Annotated in this window: 30 protein-coding genes; 25 read left to right on the top strand and 5 right to left on the bottom strand. The window is 48.1% G+C overall.

Annotated elements, in window-relative coordinates; translation table 11 throughout:
- Positions 1-78 precede the first annotated feature (78 nt).
- From rplR to rpsI, 17 genes are all read left to right on the top strand, one after another.
- Positions 79-447 carry a 50S ribosomal protein L18 gene (rplR, locus tag ACTHPM_RS26450; RefSeq protein ID WP_440398293.1) on the top strand — a complete coding sequence of 123 codons (369 nt, stop codon included), beginning with the start codon at positions 79-81 and terminating at the stop codon, positions 445-447.
- Between the two features lie 26 nt (positions 448-473).
- Entirely contained in the window at positions 474-971 is a 498-nt protein-coding gene (gene rpsE / locus ACTHPM_RS26445) for a 30S ribosomal protein S5 (RefSeq protein WP_440398294.1), read from the top strand.
- A gap of 12 nt (positions 972-983) precedes the next feature.
- Entirely contained in the window at positions 984-1,169 is a 186-nt protein-coding gene (gene rpmD / locus ACTHPM_RS26440; protein WP_127606503.1) for a 50S ribosomal protein L30, read from the top strand.
- A 45-nt stretch (positions 1,170-1,214) separates the two neighbouring features.
- On the top strand, positions 1,215-1,655 hold the full coding sequence (rplO, locus tag ACTHPM_RS26435; RefSeq protein WP_440398295.1) for a 50S ribosomal protein L15: 441 nt from the start codon (positions 1,215-1,217) through the stop codon (positions 1,653-1,655).
- Positions 1,655-2,953: a preprotein translocase subunit SecY gene (secY, locus tag ACTHPM_RS26430; RefSeq protein ID WP_440398296.1), complete on the top strand. Its 1,299-nt coding sequence runs from the start codon at positions 1,655-1,657 to the stop codon at positions 2,951-2,953. The genes rplO and secY overlap by 1 nt, the downstream gene beginning before the upstream one ends.
- A 91-nt stretch (positions 2,954-3,044) precedes the next feature.
- A complete protein-coding gene (locus ACTHPM_RS26425) occupies positions 3,045-3,689 on the top strand; it encodes an adenylate kinase (protein WP_440398297.1) in 645 nt (214 codons plus the stop codon).
- A 5-nt stretch (positions 3,690-3,694) separates the two neighbouring features.
- Complete coding sequence (gene map, locus ACTHPM_RS26420) at positions 3,695-4,447, top strand: type I methionyl aminopeptidase (RefSeq protein WP_440398298.1); 753 nt, start codon at positions 3,695-3,697, stop codon at positions 4,445-4,447.
- A gap of 9 nt (positions 4,448-4,456) precedes the next feature.
- The gene (locus ACTHPM_RS26415; protein ID WP_440398299.1) at positions 4,457-4,765 is read left to right on the top strand and encodes a KOW motif-containing protein; all 309 of its coding nucleotides are present in this window, start codon (positions 4,457-4,459) and stop codon (positions 4,763-4,765) included.
- Positions 4,766-4,767: 2 nt separating this feature from the next.
- A complete protein-coding gene (infA, locus tag ACTHPM_RS26410; RefSeq protein ID WP_006212898.1) occupies positions 4,768-4,983 on the top strand; it encodes a translation initiation factor IF-1 in 216 nt (71 codons plus the stop codon).
- A 202-nt stretch (positions 4,984-5,185) separates the two neighbouring features.
- Positions 5,186-5,299: a 50S ribosomal protein L36 gene (gene rpmJ / locus ACTHPM_RS26405; protein WP_003322638.1), complete on the top strand. Its 114-nt coding sequence runs from the start codon at positions 5,186-5,188 to the stop codon at positions 5,297-5,299.
- Between the two features lie 21 nt (positions 5,300-5,320).
- The gene (gene rpsM, locus ACTHPM_RS26400; RefSeq protein ID WP_440421737.1) at positions 5,321-5,689 is read left to right on the top strand and encodes a 30S ribosomal protein S13; all 369 of its coding nucleotides are present in this window, start codon (positions 5,321-5,323) and stop codon (positions 5,687-5,689) included.
- Positions 5,690-5,708: 19 nt separating this feature from the next.
- Entirely contained in the window at positions 5,709-6,104 is a 396-nt protein-coding gene (gene rpsK / locus ACTHPM_RS26395; protein ID WP_440398300.1) for a 30S ribosomal protein S11, read from the top strand.
- Positions 6,105-6,238: 134 nt separating this feature from the next.
- A complete protein-coding gene (locus tag ACTHPM_RS26390; RefSeq protein ID WP_127606487.1) occupies positions 6,239-7,183 on the top strand; it encodes a DNA-directed RNA polymerase subunit alpha in 945 nt (314 codons plus the stop codon).
- 33 nt (positions 7,184-7,216) lie between these two features.
- Positions 7,217-7,582, top strand: a complete 366-nt coding sequence (rplQ, locus tag ACTHPM_RS26385) for a 50S ribosomal protein L17 (RefSeq protein WP_194234555.1) — start codon at positions 7,217-7,219, stop codon at positions 7,580-7,582.
- Between the two features lie 253 nt (positions 7,583-7,835).
- Positions 7,836-8,612 carry a tRNA pseudouridine(38-40) synthase TruA gene (truA, locus tag ACTHPM_RS26380; RefSeq protein WP_440398301.1) on the top strand — a complete coding sequence of 259 codons (777 nt, stop codon included), beginning with the start codon at positions 7,836-7,838 and terminating at the stop codon, positions 8,610-8,612.
- Positions 8,613-8,794: 182 nt separating this feature from the next.
- A complete protein-coding gene (rplM, locus tag ACTHPM_RS26375) occupies positions 8,795-9,232 on the top strand; it encodes a 50S ribosomal protein L13 (RefSeq protein ID WP_127606481.1) in 438 nt (145 codons plus the stop codon).
- Positions 9,233-9,251: 19 nt separating this feature from the next.
- Positions 9,252-9,644 carry a 30S ribosomal protein S9 gene (gene rpsI / locus ACTHPM_RS26370; protein ID WP_136609131.1) on the top strand — a complete coding sequence of 131 codons (393 nt, stop codon included), beginning with the start codon at positions 9,252-9,254 and terminating at the stop codon, positions 9,642-9,644.
- Positions 9,645-9,752: 108 nt separating this feature from the next.
- Here the strand turns inward: rpsI and ACTHPM_RS26365 are convergent, their stop codons facing one another.
- Together ACTHPM_RS26365 and ACTHPM_RS26360 are read right to left on the bottom strand one after the other, a co-directional pair.
- Positions 9,753-9,980, bottom strand: a complete 228-nt coding sequence (locus ACTHPM_RS26365; RefSeq protein ID WP_440398302.1) for a hypothetical protein — start codon at positions 9,978-9,980, stop codon at positions 9,753-9,755.
- Between the two features lie 74 nt (positions 9,981-10,054).
- Positions 10,055-10,351 (bottom strand): hypothetical protein, encoded by a 297-nt coding sequence (locus tag ACTHPM_RS26360; protein ID WP_440421735.1) that lies wholly within the window; start codon positions 10,349-10,351, stop codon positions 10,055-10,057.
- Positions 10,352-10,639: 288 nt separating this feature from the next.
- Here ACTHPM_RS26360 and ACTHPM_RS26355 point away from each other — a divergent pair, with 288 nt between their 5' ends.
- From ACTHPM_RS26355 to ACTHPM_RS26335, 5 genes are all read left to right on the top strand, one after another.
- The gene (locus ACTHPM_RS26355) at positions 10,640-11,095 is read left to right on the top strand and encodes a spore coat protein (protein WP_440398314.1); all 456 of its coding nucleotides are present in this window, start codon (positions 10,640-10,642) and stop codon (positions 11,093-11,095) included.
- A 198-nt stretch (positions 11,096-11,293) separates the two neighbouring features.
- On the top strand, positions 11,294-11,986 hold the full coding sequence (locus ACTHPM_RS26350; RefSeq protein WP_440398304.1) for a phosphoadenylyl-sulfate reductase: 693 nt from the start codon (positions 11,294-11,296) through the stop codon (positions 11,984-11,986).
- A gap of 31 nt (positions 11,987-12,017) precedes the next feature.
- Entirely contained in the window at positions 12,018-13,187 is a 1,170-nt protein-coding gene (sat, locus tag ACTHPM_RS26345; protein ID WP_440398305.1) for a sulfate adenylyltransferase, read from the top strand.
- A gap of 68 nt (positions 13,188-13,255) precedes the next feature.
- Positions 13,256-14,017: an N-acetylmuramoyl-L-alanine amidase CwlD gene (gene cwlD / locus ACTHPM_RS26340; RefSeq protein WP_440398306.1), complete on the top strand. Its 762-nt coding sequence runs from the start codon at positions 13,256-13,258 to the stop codon at positions 14,015-14,017.
- A gap of 79 nt (positions 14,018-14,096) precedes the next feature.
- Positions 14,097-15,194, top strand: coding sequence for a P-loop NTPase (locus ACTHPM_RS26335; protein ID WP_440398307.1), 1,098 nt, complete (start codon positions 14,097-14,099; stop codon positions 15,192-15,194).
- 60 nt (positions 15,195-15,254) lie between these two features.
- On the opposite strand, the gene gerD is transcribed toward ACTHPM_RS26335, so the two are convergent.
- Complete coding sequence (gene gerD / locus ACTHPM_RS26330; RefSeq protein ID WP_440398308.1) at positions 15,255-15,950, bottom strand: spore germination lipoprotein GerD; 696 nt, start codon at positions 15,948-15,950, stop codon at positions 15,255-15,257.
- Positions 15,951-16,075: 125 nt separating this feature from the next.
- On the opposite strand from gerD, the gene ACTHPM_RS26325 reads away from it, so the two are divergent.
- Positions 16,076-16,669 (top strand): KinB-signaling pathway activation protein, encoded by a 594-nt coding sequence (locus tag ACTHPM_RS26325; protein WP_440398309.1) that lies wholly within the window; start codon positions 16,076-16,078, stop codon positions 16,667-16,669.
- Between the two features lie 38 nt (positions 16,670-16,707).
- On the opposite strand, the gene pdaB is transcribed toward ACTHPM_RS26325, so the two are convergent.
- Complete coding sequence (gene pdaB, locus ACTHPM_RS26320; protein ID WP_440398310.1) at positions 16,708-17,514, bottom strand: polysaccharide deacetylase family sporulation protein PdaB; 807 nt, start codon at positions 17,512-17,514, stop codon at positions 16,708-16,710.
- Between the two features lie 90 nt (positions 17,515-17,604).
- Between pdaB and ACTHPM_RS26315 the strand changes: the two genes are divergently transcribed.
- Positions 17,605-18,135: a stage II sporulation protein M gene (locus ACTHPM_RS26315; protein ID WP_440398311.1), complete on the top strand. Its 531-nt coding sequence runs from the start codon at positions 17,605-17,607 to the stop codon at positions 18,133-18,135.
- A 243-nt stretch (positions 18,136-18,378) separates the two neighbouring features.
- Positions 18,379-18,609: a hypothetical protein gene (locus tag ACTHPM_RS26310; protein ID WP_440398312.1), complete on the top strand. Its 231-nt coding sequence runs from the start codon at positions 18,379-18,381 to the stop codon at positions 18,607-18,609.
- 61 nt (positions 18,610-18,670) lie between these two features.
- On the opposite strand, the gene ACTHPM_RS26305 is transcribed toward ACTHPM_RS26310, so the two are convergent.
- Positions 18,671-18,851: hypothetical protein (locus ACTHPM_RS26305; RefSeq protein WP_440398313.1), on the bottom strand; the 181-nt coding region annotated here is incomplete at its 5' end.

Here is an 18,851-nt window from a genome sequence, read left to right as displayed (position 1 = left end):
CTAAACTTATCAGTCTTTTACCCCATGCGTCTTAAAGTGAAGCTGTAATGGCAAACTGAAAGGAGTGAAAGGGAAGTCATGATTACAAAACAGGATAAGAACAAGGCACGTGTCAGACGTCATCTGCGTGTACGTAAGAAAATCCAAGGTACTGCAGCTCGTCCACGTTTGAACGTATTCCGTTCTTCTAAACATATCTATGCTCAACTGATCGATGACGTAGCTGGTGTAACCATCGTGTCCGCATCTACAGTTGATAAAGAACTTAGCGGTTCTGTTAAAAATGGCGGCAGCGTTGAGTCCGCTCGTCAAGTCGGCGAGTTGATCGCAAAGCGCGCGAAAGAAAAAGGTCACACAGCGGTTGTATTCGACCGTGGAGGTTACCTGTATCATGGACGGATTCAAGCCTTGGCTGAAGCAGCACGCGAAGCTGGCTTGGAATTCTAAGAATTTCTAAAAAGGAGGTTAACGACTTGCGTGTAGATCCGAACACTTTAGAACTGACTGAAAGAGTTGTAAATATTAATCGCGTAGCTAAAGTTGTAAAAGGCGGACGCCGTTTCAGCTTCAGCGCTCTGGTTGTTGTCGGCGACGGCAAAGGCTGGGTCGGTGCAGGTATCGGTAAAGCCGGCGAAGTACCTGACGCGATCCGTAAAGGCATCGAAGATGCTAAGAAAAATCTGATTCACGTTCCGATCGTAGGAACATCCATTCCTCACCTGGTTACTGGTCACTTCGGTGCTGGTCGCGTTCTTTTGAAACCAGCTTCTGAAGGTACTGGAGTAATCGCCGGCGGCCCTGTACGTGCCGTACTGGAACTTGCTGGTGTAGGTGACATCTTGACAAAATCTTTGGGTTCTTCGAACTCCATGAACATGGTCAACGCAACTTTGGAAGGCTTGTCCCGTCTGAAGCGCGTTGAAGATGTTGCCAAACTACGTGGCAAATCTGTCGAAGAGCTGCTCGGTTAAGGAGGGAATGTCATGGCTAAACTTCAAATTACCCTCGTCCGTAGTGTAATCGGTCGTCCTGAAACTCAGCGTACAACCGTTAAGACTCTCGGCTTGCGTAAACTTAACTCCAGCGTGGTACACAACGACAATCCCGCGATTCGCGGAATGATCAACAAAGTGAGCCATCTGGTATCTGTAACAGAAATCGAAGGTTAATCTGACGAAGATTAACCTATAAATATTAAGGAGGTGCAACGAACGATGAAGTTACATGAACTTACTTCAGCTACAGGGTCCCGTAAAGACCGTAAGCGTGTAGGTCGCGGTACAAGTAGCGGAACGGGTAAAACATCCGGCCGCGGTCACAAAGGGCAAAATTCTCGTTCCGGTGGCGGTGTACGTCCTGGATTCGAGGGTGGACAAAACCCATTGTATCGTCGTCTGCCAAAACGTGGTTTTGTAAATCCTACGCGGAAAGAGTATGCGATTGTTAACATCGAGGAACTGAACAGCTTTGCAGAGGGTACGGAAGTAACTCCTGAATTTTTGGTGGAAAACGGCGTCGTGAACAACACGAAGAGCGGCATCAAAATTCTTGGCAACGGTGAAGTTACCGTGAAGTTGACTGTAAAAGCAAATAAGTTCTCTCAATCTGCGGTAGAGAAAATCGAGGCTGCCGGCGGTAAAACCGAGGTGATCTAATGTTTAAGACCCTGAAGAATATATGGCGGGTTGAGGACCTTCGTAAAAGAATTCTGTTCACCTTGTTTGTACTGATCATTTACCGTATTGGTTCATTCGTTCCTGTTCCTGGCGTCAATAAAGATGTCCTGGAACAGACGAATCAGCAAGGTTCACAGTTATTTGGTCTCTTAAACACGTTCTCGGGTGGTGCGCTGCATCAATTCTCGATCTTCGCCCTCGGGATCGTGCCGTATATTACCTCGTCCATTATCGTTCAGTTGCTCTCGATGGATGTCATTCCGAAGCTGGCTGAGTGGGCAAAACAAGGCGAGCACGGGAAAAAGAAATCGGCGCAGTTGACACGTTATGGTACGATCATATTGGGTCTCATTCAGGCATTTGCGATGTCAATCGGATTTAACCGGTTGTATTCAGCCGAAATGATTCCTAATGCAACATTTGTGGATTACCTGATGATTGCCATCGTGCTGACAGCAGGTACCGCATTCCTGATGTGGTTGGGTGAACAAATTACGGAGAAGGGAATCGGCAATGGTATCTCCATTCTGATTTTCGCCGGGATTGTCGCAAATATTCCGAGCTATATCCGTTCTACAGCTCAATCCAATTTCATTCAAGAAGGTCAGGCGTTCATGAATACCCTGAAAACATTGATCGTTCTCATTGTCATCGTGGCGATTATTGTGGGTGTCATCTACATCCAGCAGGCGATTCGTAAAATTCCTGTTCAATATGCAAAACGTGTGGTTGGCAACAAGATGTACGGTGGACAGAATACGCATATCCCATTGAAAATCAATGCGGCTGGCGTTATTCCGGTGATCTTCGCCGTATCCCTGCTGCAGTTCCCTACCATTATTGCGAGCTTCTGGTCAACTCATGAGTGGGCGAAGTGGATTCAAACCAACTTGAGATATGACTATCCGCTGGGTATGGTACTGTACGTTCTGATGATTATCGGTTTCACGTTCTTCTACACCTTCGTGCAGATGAACCCGAACCAAATGGCAGACAACATGAAGAAAAACGGCGGCTACATCCCGGGCATTCGCCCAGGTAAAGCGACCGAGAAGTATCTGACCCGAGTAATGTCCCGTCTAACCATGACTGGTGCCCTCTTCCTTGCGGTTATCTCTCTCGTGCCGATTGGCTTCGGTACCCTGGCAGGCTTGCCTGACTCGGTTAAAATCGGAGGCACTTCACTGCTGATCGTCATCGGGGTAGCGCTGGATACGATGAAAACCATCGAAAGTCAGTTGATCAAACGTCACTACAAAGGTTTTATCAATAAATAAGTAATAGGTTCCGGTGAAGTGGAGTTTAAGCTTCCCGGCAACTTATTGCGTTGTTTCTTGTAAAGAGGCAGTGTCGGAGGGAGAGAGAAACGTGAACATACTATTCATGGGCCCTCCTGGGGCAGGAAAAGGCACACAGGCAGAAGTCATTGTCAATGAATTCGGCATTCCCCATATTTCCACCGGCGATGCATTTCGTCTGGCGATTAAACAGGGAACTCCCATTGGGATTAAAGCCAAAGAATACATGGATCAAGGGCTTTTGGTACCGGATGATGTAACGATCGGCATTGTGGAGGAACGTCTGCAGCAGTCCGATTGCGAAAAAGGTTTTTTATTGGATGGTTTTCCAAGAACCCTTTCGCAAGCGGAAGCGCTGGATGAAATTCTTAGCAGACTGGGCACCCAGTTGGATCATGTCATCAACCTGAAAGTAGACCGTGATAAATTGATGGCGCGCCTTACGGGACGCCGGATCTGCAAGAACTGCGGCGCTACTTATCATGTGATCTTTAACCCGCCGAAACAGGAAGGTGTTTGTGATAAATGCGGAGGCGAACTGTATCAGCGCTCGGATGACAACGAAGAGAGCGTAGGTACCCGTCTGGACGAATATATCAACAAAACAGCACCACTCCTAGCATTTTATGAGAACAAAGGTCTATTGCGTCAGATCGATGGTGATCAAGAAATCGGTACGGTATCAAGCGAAATCGTATCGGTGCTGCGAGGTTAGTCGTAATGATCATTTGTAAGTCCGAAACGGAACTAGGCTTTATGCGGGAAGCAGGGCGGATTGTGGCTGAAACGCACCGTCTCATGGCACAGCATATACAACCGGGCATTACGACCGGCGAACTTGACGCTATTGCCGACCACTACATTCGCAGTCAAAAAGCACTGCCGTCTTTTAAGGGCTACAATGGTTTTCCTGCCAGCATTTGCGCTTCAGTCAATGATCAGTTGGTACACGGATTTCCCGGCAAACGCAAATTAAACGAAGGCGACATTATTACGCTAGACATCGGTGCGCAGTACCGTGGTTACCATGGAGACTCCGCTTGGACCTATCCTGTTGGCAGGATTACGGATGAAGCCCAGCGTCTGCTGGACGTCACCGAACAATCCCTGTATGCAGGCTTGGAGCTTGTCAAACCTGATGTGCGCCTGTTCACGATCTCACATGCCATCCAGCGCGTCATCGAAGACGCCGGCTTCTCGGTAGTCCGGGAGTATGTCGGACACGGAGTTGGGGCAGAACTGCATGAAGAACCGAATATTCCGAACTTTGGCGTTCCGGATCGGGGACCAAGGCTTAAACCCGGCATGGTGCTGGCGATTGAACCTATGGTGAATGCCGGATCACGTTTCGTCAAAACGCTGGAAGACAATTGGACGGTCGTTACGGTCGACGGATCCTTGTGTGCTCACTTTGAGCATACGGTAGCCGTTACGGAACAAGGTCATGAAATTCTCACAAAACTGGATGCGTAGGTGATTGTCTTGAGTAATCAAAACAGCCTGCAAATCGGTCAGATTGTGAAGATCCTGAAGGGCAAAGATGCCGGTCAGGTGGCCGTGGTCGTATCTATTGATGACAGCAGGTTCGTGTATATAGCGGATGGGCATAAACGGAAGTTTGACCAGAGCAAGAAGAAAAGCCTTCTGCATCTGGAACCCCAATCCTTCATTAGCAGCGAGGTCGCTAACAGTTTAAATGAAAGCGGTCGGGTCACGAATGGAAAGCTGCGTTTTGCAGTAATGAAGTTTGTGCAGTCCACCGAACCCCATGCTGAAGAGAAAGGAGACTAACTGTGGCCAAAGAAGATGTAATTGAAGTGGAAGGTACGGTCATCGAGCCGTTGCCGAATGCTACGTTCAAAGTTGAGCTTGAGAACGGTCATCAAATTCTTGCTCACGTTTCCGGTAAGCTGCGGATGCACTTTATCCGTATTCTGACTGGTGACAAAGTGGTCGTGCAGTTATCGCCTTATGATTTAACCAAAGGCCGTATAACGTACCGTAAGTAATTTTTGCCGTTCCTTTCAATCATGCGCCAGGGATGTTATGATCCTATATGGCACTTGAAAAAGATTTGTCCTGATTTTACACTTGTAAAATCCGGCCCGATCCTATAAGATATGAATTTGCTTCCTTCATGATGGAAGCAAATCCTTAGTCAATCCTTACGAAGTGAGTTTTGCTATGCAAAACTTGAGGGAGGTAATTAACATGAAGGTGAGACCTTCTGTGAAGCCTATTTGCGAAAAATGCAAAGTCATTCGCCGCAAAGGTACTGTAATGGTTATCTGTGAAAATCCGAAACACAAACAAAAACAAGGTTAATAGAAGGGGGTGTAGCGTAAAATGGCTCGTATAGCTGGTGTGGATTTGCCACGTGACAAACGCGTTGAGATCGCCTTGACTTATATTTTCGGAATCGGTAAAACGACTTCCCAGAAAATTCTGAGCACTACAGGCATCAATCCGGACACTCGTGTTCGCGATTTGACGGAAGATGAAGTCAGCAAATTGCGTGAAACGATCGACAAAACGGTTAAGGTTGAAGGTGACCTGCGTCGTGAAATTTCCTTGAATATTAAACGTCTCGTTGAGATCGGTTGCTATCGTGGAGTGCGTCATCGCCGCGGTCTGCTGGTTCGTGGACAACGTACTAAAACAAATGCTCGTACACGGAAAGGCCCTCGTCGTACTGTAGCGAACAAGAAGAAATAAGAAGGGGGGATAAAAGACAATGGCTAAACCGAAAAAAGTCGTACGTACTAAACGTCGTGACCGCAAAAATATTGAATCCGGAGTGGCTCATATCCGTTCCACGTTCAATAATACGATCGTAACAATTACGGATCCTCACGGAAACGCGATTTCCTGGGCAAGCTCCGGCGGCCTTGGATTCAAGGGTTCCCGTAAGTCGACTCCGTTCGCAGCTCAAATGGCTGCAGAATCCGCGGCTAAAGCAGCTATGGAACATGGAATGAAGGCGGTAGAGGTTATGGTTAAAGGTCCAGGTGCAGGCCGTGAAGCAGCGATCCGCTCTTTGCAAGCTGCTGGTCTGGAAGTCAACCTGATCAAAGACGTAACTCCAGTTCCGCACAACGGTTGCCGCCCGCCTAAACGTCGTCGTGTCTAATTGAAGTCAACCTGAAGAATGTGGTATATTTCCGGCACAATCTGCTAATAATGGTTGTTTAGGCATACTACATGTTACACAAGATAAAGTTGACAGTTTCAAATAGGAGCGACGTTTGAAGGAGGGGTACTTGCGTGATTGAAATCGAAAAGCCGAAAATTGAGACCGTAGACGTCAGTGAAGACGGAGCCTATGGCAAGTTTGTAGTAGAACCGCTTGAGCGTGGATATGGAACGACTTTGGGGAATTCCCTTCGCCGGATCCTGCTATCCTCGCTGCCAGGCGCAGCCGTAACATCCGTACAGATCGATGGCGTTCTCCACGAGTTCTCAACGGTTCCGGGTGTAATGGAAGACGTGACGGAAATTATTCTGAACCTGAAGGCTCTTTCCCTGAAAATTCATTCTGACGAGGAGAAAGTCCTCGAGATTGACGCTGAGGGAGAAGGAGTTGTGACGGCAGGAGATATCCGGGCGGACAGCGATGTGGAAATTCTCAATCCAGACCTTCATATTGCAACAATGGGTCCAGGTTCGAGACTTCACATGCGTATTTTTGCTAACCGCGGTCGTGGCTATGTCCAAGCAGATAAGAATAAACGTGATGATCAACCGATTGGCGTCATCCCGGTCGATTCTATCTATACCCCGATTAGCCGCGTCAACTATGGCGTGGAGAATACGCGGGTTGGTCAAGTGACCAACTACGACAAATTGACGCTTGAAATCTGGACTGATGGCAGCATTCGTCCGGAAGAGGCTGTAAGCCTCGGCGCCAAAATTTTGACCGAGCATCTGATGCTGTTCGTCGGTCTGACCGATGAAGCGAAAGATGCTGAGATCATGGTCGAAAAAGAAGAAGACAAAAAAGAAAAAGTGCTTGAAATGACGATCGAAGAGCTTGATCTCTCTGTTCGTTCCTATAACTGCCTCAAGCGTGCCGGCATTAATACGGTACAAGAGCTGACCACGAAAACGGAAGAAGACATGATGAAAGTCCGCAACCTGGGCCGCAAGTCTTTGGAAGAAGTTCAAGAGAAGCTCGAGGAATTGGGTCTGGGACTCCGGACAGAAGAATAACTTCTTAGAATCGTTAGCGAAGGAGGGGAAAACATGGCATACCAAAAGTTGGGCCGCGATTCCAGCGCACGTAAAGCTTTGTTCCGCGATCTGGTAACCGACCTGTTCTTATATGAACGCATCCAAACTACGGAAGCTAAAGCGAAAGAAGTTCGTTCGATCGCTGAAAAGCTGATCACAAAGGCGAAGAAGGGTGACCTTCATGCTCGCCGTCAAGTGGCAGCATTCGTTCGTCGTGAAACGATTGATGGAGAGCAAGACGCAATCCAAAAATTGTTCAGCGAGCTGGCTACCCGTTATGCAGAGCGTCCAGGCGGATACACTCGTATCCTGAAGCTCGGACCTCGCCGCGGTGACTCCGCGCCTATGGTTTATCTGGAACTGGTTGACCGCGCGTAAACAGGTGAGGATGGGGAAAGGGGGGAAGGAATCACATGATTCTGATCGAACCCTTTTTTTCATGTCCGGGGCCGGGGAACGGATATAGACGTTCATCTTTTCCGGAGACAGCCCCGGATTCAAGTTCCTTTAACCTAACGGAACGGCTTCGCCGTGTTGTACGGCGGAGCCGTTTTGTGTTTCGGCGGGCAAGCAGCGCATGAATTCCTTTTTACGGGAAAAGGCAGGCAGAGGATTCGGGAGGTTTAGGGGAATGCGCAACATATGTATGAAGTGCAGCTATGACGGTACGAATTATAGTGGTTTTCAGACACAGCCCGATGGGAACGCTATTCAGGACTATTTGGAAAAGGCCATTGAGATGTTGACGGGAGAGAAAGTGAAAATCCATGCTTCGGGACGCACGGATGCAGGTGTGCATGCCTATGGGCAGGTGTTTCATTTTCACACGGCTTCCAAGATTCCTGCGGAACGCTGGTGTATGGCTCTTAATTCCAGACTTCCGAGAGATATCATGGTGACCGAAGCTAGAGAAGTCCCTTTGGAGTTTCATTCAAGAAGGTCTGCGAAGCGCAAAACCTACCGTTATACGATCAATGCCAATCAGTTTCCGGATCTTTTCCGGAGAAATACGGAGCTTCATCATCCCGGCAAGCTGAACATTGAGGCTATGGCCGAAGGGGTGAAGTTTTTGATCGGCACGCATGACTTTACATCTTTTGCATCCCGCCACTCGACCAAGCCATCTCATATCCGCACTGTTTATGATGTCCATATCGAAACGGATCAATCCATGTGCCGCCCGGGAACCCGGGACCAGGGCCTGATCCATCTTTATATCACCGGTAACGGCTTTTTGCAGCATATGGTCCGGATCATTGTGGGGACTTTGCTTGAAGTGGGGAAAGGCCGTAAGAAGCAGGAGGATATCGCTTCTATTCTGGAGGCGAAAGACCGGATGAAAGCCGGTCCGACCGCAGAATCCAAGGGTCTCATTTTATGGAATGTGGAGTATGAGAATTTCAATTAAAAACATTGAATTTCAGCTTGCGATTTATCTGCCTATACTGTAAAATAAAAGTTGTGTTTTCTTGATGGCTATCCCACAGCCCCCAATCGAGAAAATAACAACCTAACATTTACAAATGACTTTTGATAACCACAAAGAACGAAGATAAATGATTTTCGGACGAATACAAGGAGGAACTATTCATGCGTACCACCTATATGGCGAAGCCAAATGAAGTTGAGCGCAACTGGCACATCATTGATGCCGAAGGCAAAACGCTTGGTCGTTTGGCGAGCGAAGCTGCTGCTTTGATCCGCGGCAAACACAAGCCACAATTCACAACTCACGTTGACACAGGTGACTTCGTTGTCATCATCAATGCTGAGAAGATCCATCTGACAGGCAAGAAAATGCAAAACAAGAAATACTATCGTCACTCCATGCATCCAGGCGGTTTGAAAGTGACTAACGCTCACGACCTGCTGAACAGCAAACCAGAGCGCGTTCTTGAATCCGCGGTTCACGGCATGCTTCCTAAAACTCGCATGGGCGAGAAAATGAAGCTGAGACTGAAAGTATATGCAGGCACCGATCATCCACATGCAGCACAAAAACCAGAAGTTTACGAACTTCGCGGATAATTAAAAGGAGGACAGTTTCATGGCACAAGTACAATACTATGGGACAGGTCGTCGTAAACATTCGGTAGCACGTGTTCGCCTTGTACCGGGTGAAGGACGCATTGTCATCAATAAACGCGACATCAATGAATATTTCGGTTTGGAAACCCTCAAGCTGATCGTTAAACAACCACTGAACCTGACTGAAACACTTGGACAATACGACGTGCTCGTTATTGCTCATGGTGGTGGCATCTCTGGTCAAGCAGGAGCAATCCGTCACGGCATTTCCCGTGCACTGCTCAAAGCAGACCCAGACTTCCGTCCATCCCTGAAAAAAGCAGGATTCCTGACTCGTGACCCACGCATGAAAGAACGTAAAAAATACGGTCTCAAAGCGGCTCGTCGCGCTCCTCAGTTCTCCAAACGTTAATATCCCTTGGTACCCAAGGATTCAAAGCCTCTGGCCATTATGGTCAGGGGCTTTTTCATTGCAAAAAAAGAACTGCCAGAGGCAGTTCGATCGACATCTTGCGAATTATTAGCCCTGCAAAATGCGTAAAGCATCCTCAACGGACCCGATTTCCCCGTAGGCATCCCGGTGAAGGAGCTGGGCATGGCAGGAGGGGCATTCGGCGAACACCTGGCTGTAACCCAGACCATCGTCGTTGCGTCCATCTTTCCACCATACATGAATCTGTTCAGCGTCTTTGCCGCACTCTTGGCATACCAAGGAAGATGACTGAAGTTTTCCGGAATCGACTAGCATAGGATCACCTCACTTTAAATTCAAAAAGGAAATAGACCTGCAACGATCTATTTCCCTTTTTACATATTCGTCGTTTAGCGCTGGAAGCCTTGGAATCCGCCGATTCCCATTCCCATCCCTTGGTTCTGTTGTTGGGCATTCGAGTTAAAGGAATATGCATTGGTGTTCATGCCGCTGCTCAGCTGATGGGCCAGATTGGAGATTTGCTGCAGCTGTTGGATGGCATGGTGGTGCCCTTGCAATGCGGTTTGAATCGTTTGGGCTGCCTGCTGTTCGCGCTGAGCCATTTGTTCGAGCTGCTGTGCATTTTGCTGCTCTTGTCTGAGCAGCTGCTCGTATTTTTGCGAGGCCTGTTGGGTTTGTTGAATCAATTGCTGGACGAGTTGAGATATTTGCTGTTGGCTATAAGTGTTCAAAGTTGTTCCTCCTTGGGAATGGGATGTTGCTGCATTTGGTATTGTGCCTTTTTAAGACCAAAATTATTTCTGGTTTTTTATCAAGACAACGTGCCGAGTGGGCGTTCTCATCATAAGCTAGGGTATTACTTATACCGGAGGGATCTTATTTTGCAACCTAACACAATTGAAAATGTTAATGCCAACGTTAATGCCAACACGAATGCAAACTTGCAACGCAAACACTTGGCTTGGCATGAAACGATGGAACTCCATGAATTGACGGCTTCAACGGCCAACAATTTGATTGCCCTTAAAATGCATGTTCACGATGTCGCCGATCCGCAGCTTCGCCACATGTATGAAGAAACAATCCGTGCCATGGAAAGCAACCTGAGAGAGTTGCTGCACTTTTACTCGATGGCACCAACCGAAACGCGCAATAACAAAAGTAAAGGTGAGCATGAAGATTTGACCGGCTTTTATGCAGGCCATTTGCTGGGCATGCTGAAATGCAGCATAAAAAACTACGCAACAGCTATCACGGAAACGGCAACTCCCCAGTTAAGGGATACATTCGTGAAGCAGCTGAACGGTGCGATCAAATTACATGCGAAAGTGTTTAACTTTATGCTGGAGCGCGGCCTTTATCCCGCTTATGATCTGCATAAGCTGCTGGAGAATGATAAGAAGACGGCCAAGAAAGCACTTGAGCTTTAAATTAGAATGGAAGAAAGTCCTTCAAGCGAAGGGCTTTTTTTATGGTTTTCTGAGGAAAAAGACGGGCAAAGGCGATGAATTTATGGATTATGGCATTGACAACTACTCATATTGGTTTATACTGGATTTAATCATATTAAACCACTGGGTATTAACTGAATTTAACGAGGTGAATAATTGGAAGGGGAGACATTCACGATGAATTTGCTTGAAAAGGAAAAGTGGATTGAGGTTCAGGCTGCAGAATTGGAGCATGCCACAGCCGAAGAGGTCATTCGCATAGCCGTAGAAACGTTTCCAAATTTGACGTTTGCCTGCAGCTTTGGTGCTGAGGACGTGGTTCTGGTGGATATTTTGCAAAAGGTGAGCCCTTCGACAGATATATTTTATCTTGATACGGACTTTCACTTTAAAGAAACGTATGAGACGAAAGACCGCTTGGAGTCCAAATACGGCATTCAGTTCGTGCGCGTGTCCCCTAAGCTGACTCCTGAAGAGCAAAGTGCGCAGCATGGAGCTGAATTATGGAAATCAGATCCCAACTCATGCTGCAACATCCGTAAAGTGGAGCCGTTGACCCGTATCCTTTCCCAATATGATGCCTGGATCACGGGAATCCGCAGGGACCAGGCGCCCACACGGGCGAATGCCAAAAAGGTAGAGTATGACCATAAGTTTGGACTGGTGAAATTCAATCCGATTGCCGATTGGACTTCTGATGATGTCTGGCAATACATCCGTGAGAATCAAGTATTTTATAACCCCCTGCATGATCAGAACTATCCCAGTATAGGCTGCGAATATTGCACGCGTCAGGTGAACCCGGGAGAAGATCCGAGAGCGGGACGCTGGTCTGACAGTGAGAAAACCGAATGTGGACTTCATCAATAAAACGAATGAATCAAATCGAGGGGGAACGAAGATGACGACGATACTTCCGCATGGCGGGAAGCTCATTAACCGGATTGCCGAAGGACAAGAGAGGGAAGAGCTGCTCAAAGCATCCTATCACTTGAAGCAGATTCCGGTAAACAACTGGACCATATCCGACCTTGATTTAATCGGCAGCGGCGCTTTCTCACCGCTTAAAGGGTTTATGAACGAGGAGGACTATCATTCGGTCGTTCGCCATATGCGGCTTGCCAGCGGAGAAGTTTGGAGCATACCCGTAACGTTGTCCGTGAACGAGGAAACTGCAAGCAGTCTGAACATCGGTGATCAGGTTGCATTAACAGGGGCCGAGGATAACGTCGTATATGCCGTCTTGAACATTGAAAGCATATATGAGGCTGATCAGCAGGAAGAGGCCTTGAATGTATTTAAGACGAATGATCCGGAGCATCCCGGCGTGAAGAAGCTTCTTGAACGTTCCCCGATCTACGTAGGCGGCAGCGTAAAGATTCTAAACCGGCCTAAGCCGGAGCGCTTCAACGAGTTTTATTTCGATCCGGCAAGGACGAGAGAGCTGTTCAAGCAAAAGGGATGGAAAACCGTCGTAGGCTTCCAGACCCGCAATCCGGTTCACCGGGCGCATGAATACATCCAGAAGAGCGCCATGGAAATCGTGGATGCCCTTTTCCTGAACCCGCTCGTGGGGGAGACCAAGTCGGACGACGTTCCTGCAGATATCCGAATGAAAAGCTATCTGGTGCTGCTGGAGAATTATTACCCCGAAGATAGGACATTTCTAGGCGTTTTCCCTGCAGCAATGCGTTACGCCGGCCCGCGCGAAGCCATCTTTCATGCGATCGTGCGCAAAAACTATGGATGCACGCATTTTATCGTCGGCCGCGACCATGCCGGAGTTGGCGACTATTATGGCACCTACGAAGCACAAGAGATTTTTTCCAGCTTCTTGCCGGAGGAGCTTGGCATTACGCCGTTGTTCTTCGAGCACAGCTTCTTCTGCAAAACATGCGGGAACATGGCTTCGAGCAAGACCTGCCCGCATCCGCCGGAAGACCACCTCACCCTTTCAGGGACCAAGGTGCGCGGACTGCTTAGGGAAGGACAATGCCCTCCGCCGGAATTTACGCGTCCGGAAGTGGCTGAAGTGCTGATAGCCGGTATGAGAGTGCAAGTTACGCCTTAAGGTACTATTTGTCCACCTTCCCCCATATAGATGAGTAGAGTCGATATGGGAACGGAGGTGGATTTTTGATGTCCAAGCATAGGGCCGGCAAACAGGTGCTGTGGATCCGGCTGAGTTCGATCAAGAAATTGCTGATGGGTTTCTGTCTGCTGGTGGTGTTTATCGCCGTAGCCTCATTTAATATCCCGGCAGTGAAGACGACAGGGCACTGGAACCTTCCTCTATCAGGAAAGGTCATTACGCTGGATGCCGGGCATGGGGGGCCCGATGGCGGGGCCGTGAGCAAGCAGGGGGTCATCGAGAAGGATGTGAACCTGGCCATCACCTTATATCTGCGCGATTATTTGCAGCAGGCTGGAGCTGTGGTGTATCTGACTCGCGAAGGAGATTATGATTTGGCGGGGGCAGACACCAAAGGGTATTCCAAACGCAAGACGGAGGATTTGAAGCAGCGGGCGAAGATGATCGAGAACACGAAGGCGGATCTGTTTTTAAGCATTCATCTCAACAGCTATCCCTCGAGCCGCTGGAGCGGGGCCCAAACCTTCTATTATCCGAATCATCCCGACAATGCGGGTCTTGCCGCGCTTATCCAGGATGAGATCAGGCGGAATCTGGAGAATACCGATCGCGTCTCCAAAACCGTGAACACCGTTTATCTCCTTCAAGCTTTAAAAATGCCATCGGCACTTGTTGAGCTTGGCTTTCTGTCTCATCCCGGTGAATCACAGCTCCTGAGGGATGAGCATTACCAAAGGCAGGTTGCGGCAGCCGTTTATAAGGGTATCCTCAGGTATTTATCCGGAGAAAAGCCGAAACTGTCGTCATAAAATCAACGTTGATGGTATAATACCTACTGGGGCTTATCCATGTATGGATGCCAATATATAAAGCAGAGGTGCTGCCATCATGTTGTCACGTGAGCAAGTTCAAGAAGTGCTGCAGCCCATCGGCGATACAGCCACGGGCAGAAGCTTGATTGAGCTGCAAATGATAAGAGATATTGTTGTTAAGGAAAATAGGGTTTCCCTTTCCGTCATTACTTTGGATAACCGCGAAGGCTACGGACAAGCACTAGAGAAGGAAATTCGCGATCGTCTGCAAAAAGCCGGAGCCGAAGATATTCATATCCGCATGCGCGAAGCCAATGAGCATGAGCGCGGCAAGATCCTGGGCGAGCATGAGAGCAAAACGGACCAGGACAAGCTGGTGAAAGGGCATGCGGCCGGATTGGAGAAAAATGAGCTGCTGACCGACCCTAGCGTTCATTTTATTGCGGTAGCGAGCGGGAAGGGCGGCGTAGGCAAGTCGACCGTGACCGTGAATTTGGCTGCTGCGCTGGCCCGTCAAGGCAAGAAGGTGGGCCTCATTGATGCAGACATTTATGGCTTCAGCGTTCCGGATATGATGGGGATTGAAGAGGGGCCCGTCGTTGTTGACGGATCGATCGTTCCCGTTGAGCGTTTTGGCGTCAAGGTCATGTCCATGGGCTTCTTTATCCGCGAAAACAACCCGGTTGTGTGGCGTGGACCGATGCTTGGTAAAATGCTTCACCAGTTTTTCGGTGACGTGAATTGGGGAGAGCTCGATTATCTTCTGCTCGATTTGCCGCCGGGAACCGGCGATATCGCGCTGGACGTGCATCAGATGCTGCCGCAAAGCAAAGAGATCATCGTTACGACGCCGCATGCTACGGCTGCTTTTGTTGCCGCAAGAGCGGGGGCAATGGCGATTCAAACCAACCATGAAATTCTTGGTGTCGTGGAAAACATGGCTTACTACGAATGCAGTCATTGCGGGGAAAAGGATTACGTATTTGGCCGCGGGGGCGGCGGACAGCTGGCTGAAACGCTTCATACGAACCTGCTCGCCCAGTTTCCGCTGGGAGCTCCTGATAATCATATTTCCGAGCCTGATTTCTCGCCATCGGTTTATAAATCCGAATCGACAAGCGGCAAGCTTTATAATGAGCTGGCTGCCAACGTCATTGCGAAATGTGAGAAATAATTCGGATACTTATACAACAATAAAAGCCCCTGAAAGGGGCTTTTTGTTTGTCTTCGTTTCTTATGAACCGCCGCCGTCTCCGCCTTCACTACCGGAATCTCCGCCTTTATCTTTCTTGTCTCCGCCTTCCGATTTGCCGCCTTCCCCGCCCTTGCCGCCCTTTTCAACCTTAGGCTGCAATTCTTGGGTAACTACGCTCTTAAGGAGGGACATAACCTCCATTTTGAACATGGGATTCTGCATGGCTTCCTGCATGACGGTCATGGATTGCTTGCGGTATTCCGGCGTCTTCGTCAGATCCAGGAACATCTTTGCGACTTCAGGCGACTTCATGATATCCGATACCGATTTTTGATACGTCGGATCTTTGATGAGCTGCATATGCAGCTGCTTGTTCTGGGTATTGATCGCTTTCGCGAACTCGCCGGCGAACTGCGGGTCAGTCATGATTTTCTCGAATTCCTTTTTGTACTCTTCGGAAGTAATGGTGTCCTTCACGGCAGTACGGATCTGATCCGTTGCCTGGGTAGTCATCATCTGCATACCCATGCCTCCCGATGAGCTTCCGCCGCTCTGTTTGAGCGCGTCCTCAACGGCCTTTTTACCTTCGTCGCTTTTGAGGATGTCGACCACCATGGTTTTCATCTCTTTATAATCGCCTTGCGGCGGTGCATAGCTCTGTTCAGATCCGCAGCCCGAGAGCACGGCAGAAAGTCCAAAAATGATTCCCCATACGCCTATAACCGGCCACTTCATGTGCGTCACTCCTTTGCTTATTATCCTGAATGTAGTATGCCGTGGAGATTTTCGAAATATGTCGTTTCGGGAATGGTTTTTTAATGTGAACGTTGGTAAAATAAAGTCTTGGGGGTGCAGACGAGTTGAACTTGAAAAATTGGGCCAAGTTATTTTTAAAAACCTTGCTTGTGGGAGCCATCGTCTCCATAATTACCGGTTTCCTGCTGCCATACAGTAGGGAATCCATATCATTCAACGATACGAAGGATATTTTGTTCTACCTGCTCATCTTATTTGGTTTTGGAGCAATGGCGAGCGTATACTCGCAGCTTGGATTTTTTGCTTATATGATCCTGAATTATACAGCCATCGGTGTGTTCAAAAGAAAAACGTGGCAGTACATACAGTTTGTCCTGGCCATTCTGGCGCTGCTTGAAGTTATGTTCTTCCGCTCTTTTGTCGGCAGGGAGAACAGCAGCCAGATGGCCGATCTGATTCTGGGTGTAGTCATCCTGGTTGTCGCCGTAGGCGTGGCATACCTGAAGGTCAGAGCCACGAATCCGAGTGCATGGGTACCGACCCTCTTCTTCATGACCGCGGTTACAATCGTGGAAATGGTAGGGGGACTGAAAATCAACGACAACAATGCCACCATCTTTATTTTGGTTCCACTGCTAGCCTGCAATGCATACCAGATTTTAATACTTCATAAGATACTGAAACCAAAAAAGAGCTAAGAAACTTAGCTCTTTTTTCTTTACCGCATTCATATTTTTTACATGCCTGCAGCATCATCGATGGCTTGCTGCATCGTTGCTTGGTCCCGGATCTCCTTGCCCTTGGTATCTGCTTGGGTCAATAAATCGGAGACGGTAACGAATTCGTAGCCCTGCTTGCGCAGCTCGTCGATGATCACGGGAAGGGCCTCATGAGTTTGTTTGACGGAATCACTGGCATGAAGGAGAACGATGTCTCCCGGATGAGCTTTGCTTACAACACGGTTTACGATGTTGTCGACGCCGATGTTCTTCCAGTCCTGAGAATCCGTATCCCACTGGATGACCTTGTAGTTTAGACTGTCCGCAATTTTAAGCACCCTTTTATCGAAATCGCCATTCGGCAGACGAAGCAGCTTCGGTTCCTTCCCCGTCAAATCGGTTAATATAGAACTGGCTGTCACGAGCTGGGTTTTGATCTCCTCGTCACTGAGGCTGCTATAGTTCACGTGCTTGTGGCCATGGCTTCCAATCTCGAAGCCGGCGGTTTTAATCTGATTGACGATATCCGGATGGCTTTTGCTCCAGGGCGAGGAGAGGAAGAAGGTGGCCTTCTCGACACCCTTGTCTTTAAGGACGTTCAGAATGGGCTCAGGACGCTTTTCCCCCCAGCTGATATCAAATGTCAGGGCAATAACCTTCTTGTCCGTAGGAACGCTGTAAATAGCAGCTGGAGCGCCCTCAGAGAATACCGTAATATTGTCAGACTCTACATAAATAATGCCGATAGCGAACAGTGCCGCGGCGAGCACAAAAAAAGTGCGCTTGATCTTGCGGCCGTTCAGCACATAAAAAAATGAATTCATCGCTATAATCGCCCCTTTCCTGCTTTCGAAAAGCTTGTTTACTTCAATGTATGCTCGTACCAGCGAGTTATTACTAATAGGAGGTTATATATGCTCAGGTTCAGTGTGTTTCTAAAAGATCTCGTTTCGATTCGAAAAACGCTGCTTTTCGTAACCGTGCTGTTCATTTTTGGCATTGTTGCGGGATGGTACAGCACCCCCAAATGGAGCTTTTTTGTGTTCATATTCTTCAACAACAGCATTAAGGCGGTCGTGATGATTTTCCTGGGACTGCTCTTAGGAATTTTACCGATCCTGTTTCTGCTGATTAACGGAATGGCCGTAGGATTTCTTGTACACAGCTCGATGGAGCAGGGGAACAGTCTGTTTGATTTGGTTGTGAAGGGGCTGCTTCCTCACGGAATCATTGAGATACCGGCCATCATTATCGCATGCGGCTTCGGCGTTCAAATGGGGTTCATGGTATTAACCAGCGTTGGAGGGAGCGGGAAGGTTGACATGAAAAGAAGGTGGAGCGAAATGTTCAGGAAAGCGCTGACTGCATCCGTATGGATCGTCATTCTGCTGTTTGTGGCAGCCATTATTGAAAGCACGCTCACCTACACCTTGATGAAGGGATAGCGATAGTGAGAAGTGAAAGTGAAAAATTGATAATTTATATTCATAAATTTCCCAAAAACTGTGCATAACAGTAAGGCGGTAAAATCGAACAGGTATTTCATAAGGAACTGAAGCGGTCATATCATCTCATGCAGCAGCATCACGTGAGGAGGTGGGGCTCTTCAGTTCCATTGCATCCGGATCACAGTTCACTTTCGCTGAATTGATAAAACGTTTTTTAATCGACAAGGAGGCCAGGCAAACATGCTGGGTATGCTTTTTAATGATAAGGAATGCAAGGAACTGGATTATGTACTGCGTAAGGAATTGGATGAAATGTTATTTGATTTAAGTGATCAGAGACTCGACCTGGAGGTCAGAAACGCTATTTCCAAACGCTATCGCACCGTATTCCGCATGTATGCTAGGTTCGCTCCCCAAAAAGAGCTGTCCAAATATGCACGTAACAATAAGCTTTCTCAACTCAAGCAATGAATAAGGAATAAATGCTTGACGGTTTGCGGGAATCTATGATAAATTTATTTTCGCTTCAGTTTTAGTCACATAAAATTGCAAGCCTGCGAGGTACAGCAAGATTGAATATTTTGAAAGCTTCGAAAAAAGTTTTTAAAAAAAAGACTTGCAAAACACCGAGCATGTATGATATATTATAAAAGTCGCCGCTGAGATGCGGTGGTGAACGAAAGAGAGCTTCGAAAGAGGCTTGAATCGAAAGA

The sequence above is a fragment of the Paenibacillus sp. SAFN-054 genome, from assembly GCF_051966755.1.
GTDB lineage: Bacteria > Bacillota > Bacilli > Paenibacillales > Paenibacillaceae > Paenibacillus_AQ.
Note: the sequence above shows the minus strand (reverse complement) of the source record. Positions and strands in the feature narration are given on the sequence as shown.

Coding starts and splice junctions, on each gene's coding strand:
- rplR (WP_440398293.1), top strand. CDS start 79: ATGATTACAAAACAGGATAAGAACAAGGCACGTGTCAGACGTCATCTG.
- rpmD (WP_127606503.1), top strand. CDS start 984: ATGGCTAAACTTCAAATTACCCTCGTCCGTAGTGTAATCGGTCGTCCT.
- rplO (WP_440398295.1), top strand. CDS start 1,215: ATGAAGTTACATGAACTTACTTCAGCTACAGGGTCCCGTAAAGACCGT.
- secY (WP_440398296.1), top strand. CDS start 1,655: ATGTTTAAGACCCTGAAGAATATATGGCGGGTTGAGGACCTTCGTAAA.
- map (WP_440398298.1), top strand. CDS start 3,695: ATGATCATTTGTAAGTCCGAAACGGAACTAGGCTTTATGCGGGAAGCA.
- rpmJ (WP_003322638.1), top strand. CDS start 5,186: ATGAAGGTGAGACCTTCTGTGAAGCCTATTTGCGAAAAATGCAAAGTC.
- rpsM (WP_440421737.1), top strand. CDS start 5,321: ATGGCTCGTATAGCTGGTGTGGATTTGCCACGTGACAAACGCGTTGAG.
- rpsK (WP_440398300.1), top strand. CDS start 5,709: ATGGCTAAACCGAAAAAAGTCGTACGTACTAAACGTCGTGACCGCAAA.
- rplQ (WP_194234555.1), top strand. CDS start 7,217: ATGGCATACCAAAAGTTGGGCCGCGATTCCAGCGCACGTAAAGCTTTG.
- truA (WP_440398301.1), top strand. CDS start 7,836: ATGCGCAACATATGTATGAAGTGCAGCTATGACGGTACGAATTATAGT.
- rplM (WP_127606481.1), top strand. CDS start 8,795: ATGCGTACCACCTATATGGCGAAGCCAAATGAAGTTGAGCGCAACTGG.
- rpsI (WP_136609131.1), top strand. CDS start 9,252: ATGGCACAAGTACAATACTATGGGACAGGTCGTCGTAAACATTCGGTA.
- ACTHPM_RS26365 (WP_440398302.1), bottom strand. CDS start 9,980: ATGCTAGTCGATTCCGGAAAACTTCAGTCATCTTCCTTGGTATGCCAA.
- ACTHPM_RS26355 (WP_440398314.1), top strand. CDS start 10,640: ATGGAACTCCATGAATTGACGGCTTCAACGGCCAACAATTTGATTGCC.
- ACTHPM_RS26350 (WP_440398304.1), top strand. CDS start 11,294: ATGAATTTGCTTGAAAAGGAAAAGTGGATTGAGGTTCAGGCTGCAGAA.
- sat (WP_440398305.1), top strand. CDS start 12,018: ATGACGACGATACTTCCGCATGGCGGGAAGCTCATTAACCGGATTGCC.
- cwlD (WP_440398306.1), top strand. CDS start 13,256: ATGTCCAAGCATAGGGCCGGCAAACAGGTGCTGTGGATCCGGCTGAGT.
- ACTHPM_RS26335 (WP_440398307.1), top strand. CDS start 14,097: ATGTTGTCACGTGAGCAAGTTCAAGAAGTGCTGCAGCCCATCGGCGAT.
- gerD (WP_440398308.1), bottom strand. CDS start 15,950: ATGAAGTGGCCGGTTATAGGCGTATGGGGAATCATTTTTGGACTTTCT.
- pdaB (WP_440398310.1), bottom strand. CDS start 17,514: ATGAATTCATTTTTTTATGTGCTGAACGGCCGCAAGATCAAGCGCACT.
- ACTHPM_RS26315 (WP_440398311.1), top strand. CDS start 17,605: ATGCTCAGGTTCAGTGTGTTTCTAAAAGATCTCGTTTCGATTCGAAAA.
- ACTHPM_RS26310 (WP_440398312.1), top strand. CDS start 18,379: ATGCTGGGTATGCTTTTTAATGATAAGGAATGCAAGGAACTGGATTAT.